The 6,236-nt window shown below is 66.1% G+C and carries 5 protein-coding genes and 1 pseudogene; 3 read left to right on the top strand and 3 right to left on the bottom strand.

The features are described 5' to 3' along the window. Positions 1-144: 144 nt before the first annotated feature. Positions 145-1,728 carry a long-chain-fatty-acid--CoA ligase gene (locus AB0L58_RS40540; RefSeq protein WP_364396184.1) on the bottom strand — a complete coding sequence of 528 codons (1,584 nt, stop codon included), beginning with the start codon at positions 1,726-1,728 and terminating at the stop codon, positions 145-147. Positions 1,729-1,973: 245 nt separating this feature from the next. Here AB0L58_RS40540 and AB0L58_RS40545 point away from each other — a divergent pair, with 245 nt between their 5' ends. Further along, positions 1,974-3,068 (top strand): methyltransferase, encoded by a 1,095-nt coding sequence (locus AB0L58_RS40545; protein WP_364396186.1) that lies wholly within the window; start codon positions 1,974-1,976, stop codon positions 3,066-3,068. Here the strand turns inward: AB0L58_RS40545 and AB0L58_RS40550 are convergent. Further along, complete coding sequence (locus AB0L58_RS40550; RefSeq protein WP_364396188.1) at positions 3,065-3,277, bottom strand: hypothetical protein; 213 nt, start codon at positions 3,275-3,277, stop codon at positions 3,065-3,067. The genes AB0L58_RS40545 and AB0L58_RS40550 overlap by 4 nt on opposite strands. A 258-nt stretch (positions 3,278-3,535) precedes the next feature. Here AB0L58_RS40550 and AB0L58_RS40555 point away from each other — a divergent pair, with 258 nt between their 5' ends. After that, positions 3,536-4,684: an alpha-hydroxy-acid oxidizing protein gene (locus tag AB0L58_RS40555; RefSeq protein WP_364396190.1), complete on the top strand. Its 1,149-nt coding sequence runs from the start codon at positions 3,536-3,538 to the stop codon at positions 4,682-4,684. 73 nt (positions 4,685-4,757) lie between these two features. Further along, entirely contained in the window at positions 4,758-6,047 is a 1,290-nt protein-coding gene (locus AB0L58_RS40560; RefSeq protein WP_364396192.1) for a glycosyltransferase 87 family protein, read from the top strand. A gap of 6 nt (positions 6,048-6,053) precedes the next feature. Here the strand turns inward: AB0L58_RS40560 and AB0L58_RS40565 are convergent. After that, positions 6,054-6,236 (bottom strand): annotated as a pseudogene (locus AB0L58_RS40565) (cytochrome ubiquinol oxidase subunit I); the annotation flags it as partial.

Here is a 6,236-nt window from a genome sequence, read left to right on the forward strand (position 1 = left end):
ACGTGCGTCGTCCATATGGATCGCAGGCGCCGCGCACCGTTTCTCGCCCAGTGCCCAGCGCACGAATTCACTGGGCGAAATGCGCGTGGCGCGCGAATCGGCGCGCGGCAGCAGCTTCAATGCGGCCGCGCCATCGGTGCGGGGCTAGTTGATCGCGCGCTCGCGGCCCTGCCAGAACTGGTCGCGCAGTTCGCGGCGCAGGATCTTGCCGCTGGCATTGCGGGGCAGGAAGTCGATGAAGGCGAAGTGTTGCGGCCGTTTGAAGCTGGCCAGTCGCTCGCGCAGGAACAGCGTGAGCTCATGGGGCGTTACGCTCTGTCCGGGGATGAGTGCGATGAACGCATGTACCGTCTCACCCCATCGTTCGTCGGGTGCGCCGACGACCGCGGCTTCGCGTACCGCCGGATGCGAGACGATGACATTTTCCACCTCGGCCGGATAGACGTTCTCACCCGCGACGATGATCATGTCCTTGATCCGGTCGCTGATATAGAGATATCCGTCCTGGTCCAGATATCCGGCGTCGCCGGTGTGGATCCAGCCGTCGATGAGGGTGGCCGCGGTGGCGTCCGGACGCTCCCAGTACTCGACCATCGGTGCGGGACCGTGCACAACGACCTCACCGACTTCGCCGGGCGGCAACGACTTTCCGTCCCGATCCAGCACCTCGATCCGCGCACCCCGATACGGGAATCCGGCCGAGCGCAGGCGCGGATTACCGACCCAGTGGTCACCTGGTGGGAGAAAGGTGATGGGCGTGGCGGTTTCGGTCATCCCGTAGAACTGCAGGAACTCGCAGCCGAATTGGGTCATGCACTGTGCGAGCATGTCCTCCGGAATCGGCGACCCGCCGTAGGCGACCAACCGGAGCTTGCCGAAATCGGCCGGACCGACACCGGGTTCGACGAGGATGAGCGCCAACATGATCGGCACCGCGTACACGGCGGTGACCCCGCGCGTCCGGATGGCCTCCAGTGACAGACCGGGCGTGTACTCGGGCAGCACCACCGTGACGATGCCGTCGATCAGCCCCTGCACCACCCAGGCCAGCCCCGCGATATGGAATCCGGGTATGACCACCAGCGCGACATCGTCCTGCGGCACCTCCAGCCACTCCAGCTCCGATTCATGGCGCACGTCGCGCACCGCGAACAGGCTCTGCTGGGCGATGACCACACCCTTGGACTTCCCGGTCGTACCGCTGGTGTACATCTGCAGCAGCGGATCGAAACGCGAAGCCGCGCGCCCCGGAGGCGTATCCGGCTGGTCGGCAAGCCATGCGGCGAATCCGGCGCCCGCGACGCCGGAAAGATCAATCCGGTGCAGCGCCACCTCGGCGGACAGCTCCGCCAGCGCACTCACGGCGGCGGCCTCGCGGCCCGCGTCGACGAAGAGCATCCTGCAGCCGGAATCACCGAGCACATGCGCGATTTCGGCGACGGTGAGTCGCCAATTGATCGGCACCAGCACGATCCCGGTATGTGCGGCCGCGATCACCAATTCGTAGAACCGTTCGCTGTCGTGTCCGAGGTAGCCGATCCGATCGCCCGCGACCAGCCCCTCGGCCCGCAGCGCATTGGCCACCCGACACGAGTTGCGGTGCAGGGCAGCATAAGTCGTCTCGTGCGCGCCGCAGATCAGGGCCACCGCGTCCGGCCGATGCCGCGCATGCTCGCCGATGACGGTCGGGAGTCCGATCGCGGGGGATTCCATTGTGGACTGCGACATCATGTGCTCCTGGATTTCGGGTGCGGGCGGCCACGGGTGTTGTCGACGAACCCGAAATCACCGTATCGACCTGCGGTAATCGCGCAGTAACCGCGAAAAGTCTTCGCCCGGTGCGCTTTCGGATGCATAGCCGCCGAAATAGGGGTCAGTGATAGGGGTTGGCCCGCCGGAGTCGCTCGGGTGGCATGGTCGCGGAACCGAACCAGGTGTTCGGCGGGGTGGGGAGACAATGCTCGAGGAGGCCGATGATGTACTCACTCACCGCGCTGCCACCGCCGCGTCTCGCACATGCTGTCGAAGGCGTCCGAGTCCGGCTCCGAAGGCTGGCCCAACGCCTCGCACCCGCTCCGATCGGTGTGCTGGAACTGGCCGAGGGCTGGATGATGACACAGTCGCTCTACACCGCCGCCGCACTCGGCATCGCGGATGTACTCGCCGACGGCCCGCTGCCCGCCGACCGGATAGCGGGCGTGGTCGGTGCGGATTCGGACGCGACCTATCGATTGCTGCGGGCGCTGGCCAGCCGGGGTGTCTTCGCCGAACGGCCCGATCGCCGCTTCGCGCTCACCCCCATGGCCGATGCCCTGCGCGCGGATTCGCCGACATCCGTGCGCCCGGTGCTGATGATGCTCGGCCATCCCGCGGTCTGGGCAGCGCGCGGTCAACTCGTGCACGCGGTGGAGACCGGTCGATCGGGTCATGAATTGGCGCACGGGGTAACCGGATTCGACTATCTGGCGCAGAATCCCGAATTCGCCATCGGCTTTCACGAGGCGATGAAGGCGACCACGCGGCTGTCGGTCGGGGCGATACTGGCCGCCTACGACTTCGACCGTTTCGACCGGATCGTCGATGTCGGCGGTGGTAGCGGATATCTGCTCGCCGCGATTCTGCGTGCCGCACCGCGTGCCAATGGCATTGTCTACGACCTGGATTCGGCCACCGTGACCACCGCGCAGATCTTCGAGCGCGCCGGAGTTGCCGAGCGCGGCACGGTCGAGAACGGCTCATTCTTCGATTCCGCGCCCCCGGGTGCGGATGCCTACGTGCTCAAACACATCATCCACGATTGGCCCGACGAGCCAGCCCTGCGAATTCTGCGTTCGGTGCGGGCCGCGATCGTCCCGAACGGCCGACTGATCCTGATCGAATGCGTCGTCCCGCCGCGCAACCGCGCCCATTTCAGTCTGTGGCTCGACCTCGAGGTCATGCTGGCCATCGGCGGCCGGGAACGCACCGCGGGCGAATACCGCGACCTGCTCGCCCGCGGCGGCTTCCGACTGCGCCGGGTGGTCGCCACGGCCGGGCCGCATTCGATTATCGAGGCGGTACCGGTCTAGAACTCACCGCTGGTCGCCGGATCGGCCAGCGCGCCCTCCGCGGTCCGTAATCGGTCGGTGAGTGCCGTGAGCAGGTCCATGGACTCGGTGGACAGGCCGAGCGCCAGCCGCACCAGGCGACGTAGCGGAGGGCTCTTGATCTGACTGGCCACCACGAGGTCGTGGTCACTGGGTTGTTCGAGGTAGTCGAGGTTCACGGCGGTTCTCACAATCTGTCAGCTGCTCGGAGGATTACCCGTCGCTCCGGCGGTTACTCGCGCTACGGCGGGTATGGCCGTCGGACCTCGATGCGCAGGTCATCCGGTACAAACCAGTCCGGTACTGTGACGCGTATCGCACAGCTCCCGCGCTGTGTCGTGGTCGAATGTTTCGTCGATTCGTCCGGCGTCGATCATGGACATTAGCGTCTGATTATCCAGCAAACGGAGACTACCCCTCCGATCGACTTCCCACCGAAGGGCAGACCTGTGGCGTTCGCGGACTATCAGAACGAGATCTACTTCGCAGCTCTCGGCGGGAATGCGCCGGAGTTTCCGATGGACTTCGCGACGCTCGAGGCGAAGGCCGCGGCCGCACTGCCCGCCTCGCTGCACTCCTATATCGCGTGCGGAGCCGGTGACGAGCTGACCCAGCGGCGCAATGTCGAGGCATTCGAGGACTGGGGTTTGGTGCCGCGGATGCTGGTCGGTGCGACCGAGCGCGACCTATCGGTCGACGCCTGGGGACTCACCTTTCCCAGCCCGATCTTCATGTCCCCGGTCGGTGTGATCGGCTTGGTCGGCGATAAGCACGGTGATATCGCGGTCGCCGAGGCGGCGGCGAAATCCGGTGTGCCAGCGGTCTTCTCGACGCTGATGCAGGATCCGCTGGAGGAGGTCATCGGCCACGCGGGCGCGACGCCGAGCTTCTTCCAGCTCTACACTCCCAAGAATCGCGACCTCGCCGCGAGTCTGGTGAGCCGGGCCGAGTCGGCCGGATATCGCGGCATAACGGTCACTTTGGACACCTGGATTCCGGGCTGGCGACCGCGTGACCTGTCGACCGGGAACTTCCCGCAGCTGCGCGGGCACGTGCTGCAGAATTACACGTCCGATCCCGTTTTCCAGCAGATGGTCGGCTCGGACGATCCGCAGTCCATCGTGCTGCACTGGGTGCAGACCTTCGGAAATCCGCTTACCTGGGATGACCTCGAGTGGCTTCGCTCGCTGACCGCGCTGCCGATCATCCTCAAGGGCATCTCCCATCCCGATGACGCACGCCGCGCGATCGATGCGGGCATCGACGGCATTTTCTGCTCGAATCACGGTGGCCGCCAGGCCAATGGCGGTCTGAGCGCGCTGGAGACGCTCCCCGGAGTTGTCGAAGCGGTCGCGGACCGGGTGCCGGTGCTGTTCGACTCCGGTGTGCGGTCGGGCAGCGATGTGATCAAGGCGCTCGGCCTGGGGGCGACGATGGTCGGCATCGGCCGCCCGTATGTGTACGGCCTTGCGCTGGGCGGGGTTTCGGGGCTGGTGCACGTGCTGCGGATGATTCTCGCGGAGGCCGATCTGCTCATGGCGGTGAATGGTTATCCGGACATCGCCGCGGTGCGCGAGAATATCCGCCCGCGTCGCTGAGTCCGGGCGGTGTGCGCCGCGCGCGGAGTGCCACTACCGTGGGGCGGCGAGTCCGGACCCCTATCGCTGGGAGATGAGCGTGCCTGTATCGACGATCGAGAATGCGGCGGCGCTGTCCGCGGCACCGACCGAGTCCGAACGCCGCACCATCCCCACCGCCGCGTTCTGGGTGATCTCGGTCCTCGGCACCGTCGCCGGTCTGTATTACATCCACCAGGTCCGCGAAACGATGCAGGTGATGCTGCATCTGATGGATCTGAGCGTCTATCAGATCGCCGGGCACCGGGTGGCCGACGGCGTTTCCATCTACGACACGCCCCTGCTCGGCCACACCCGGGGCGTCTGGGAGTTCGTCTATACGCCGTTCGCCGCGCTGCTGTTCGTACCGCTGGTCAACCTGCACGGTGACGTATTCACCTATGTCGGTGCGTTCGGTAACTTCGCCATGCTGACCGCCTCGGTGTGGGCGGCGTTGTCGATGCTCGGCTACCGGCGTGACCTGCGGCTGGTGTTGGTCGGCGTGCCGATCGCCGGACTGCTGATGTGGTGCGAGCCGGTGCGCGAGACCATGGCCTTCGGGCAGATCAATATCTTCCTGCTATTGCTGGTGCTCGCCGATATGGCACTGCCCGATACCTCACGGTGGAAGGGCGTGCTGACCGGGATCGCGGCGGGTATCAAACTCACCCCCGCCTTCTTCGTGGTCTATTTGCTGGTCACGCGCAGGTACCGGGCAGCCGTGACGGCGATCGGTGCGTTCGCGGGGACCGTACTCGTCGGTTTCGCGGCCATGCCCAAGGATTCGCTGACCTTCTGGAGCGGCGCATTCGCCGACCCCAAGCGCGTCGGTGTGCCGGAGAATCCACGCAACGAATCACTGCGCGGCCTGCTCGCGCGGACCGTCGGTGTCGAGGGCGTGCACCAATTGCTCTGGCTGGCGGGCGCTTTCGCCATCGCCGCGGCCTGCCTGTACCTGGCACGTCGGCTGTCGTTGACCGGATACGAACTGCCCGCGGTGGTCCTGGTCGGACTCACCACCACCGCGGTGTCCCCGTACAGCTGGGTGCACCACTGGGTCTGGCTCGCGCCGCTACTGGTCCATCTGGCCGACCTGGCCTTGCGCGAGCGCGGTGTGGTCGTGTCCATCGGACTGCTGGTGGCGGTCGTGGTCGCATCGGGTGGTGTGATCGCCTTCGTCGACCCGACGATGAGCAGCATCTACGACTATCCATCGGGCAGCCACATCGCGACATTCGTCCACAACGGGTACATCTGGCTGACTTTCGCATTGTTCGGCGCCGCTGCCGTTGCCCTGCGTCGCTCGACACGTGACCAGCCGGACGTGGTATCCGCCGCACGGTAATCGGCGTCAGGACTCCGACGCTGGGGCCTGCGTCTCGGGCCGTTCCGCGACCGCCGCGGTGTGCTTGGCGGCCGAGCCCCAGCCGACGTGCAATTCGGCGCGCATCCGCTCGACCATATGCGGGTAGTGCAGCTCGAAGGCCGGACGCTCGGACCGGATGCGCGGCAGTTCGTAGAAGTTGTGCCGCGG

Origin of the sequence: Nocardia sp. NPDC052112, assembly GCF_040680135.1 — a bacterium.
Taxonomy (GTDB): domain Bacteria; phylum Actinomycetota; class Actinomycetes; order Mycobacteriales; family Mycobacteriaceae; genus Nocardia.

Coding starts and splice junctions, on each gene's coding strand:
- AB0L58_RS40560 (WP_364396192.1), top strand. CDS start 4,758: ATGAGCGTGCCTGTATCGACGATCGAGAATGCGGCGGCGCTGTCCGCG.
- AB0L58_RS40545 (WP_364396186.1), top strand. CDS start 1,974: ATGATGTACTCACTCACCGCGCTGCCACCGCCGCGTCTCGCACATGCT.
- AB0L58_RS40540 (WP_364396184.1), bottom strand. CDS start 1,728: ATGTCGCAGTCCACAATGGAATCCCCCGCGATCGGACTCCCGACCGTC.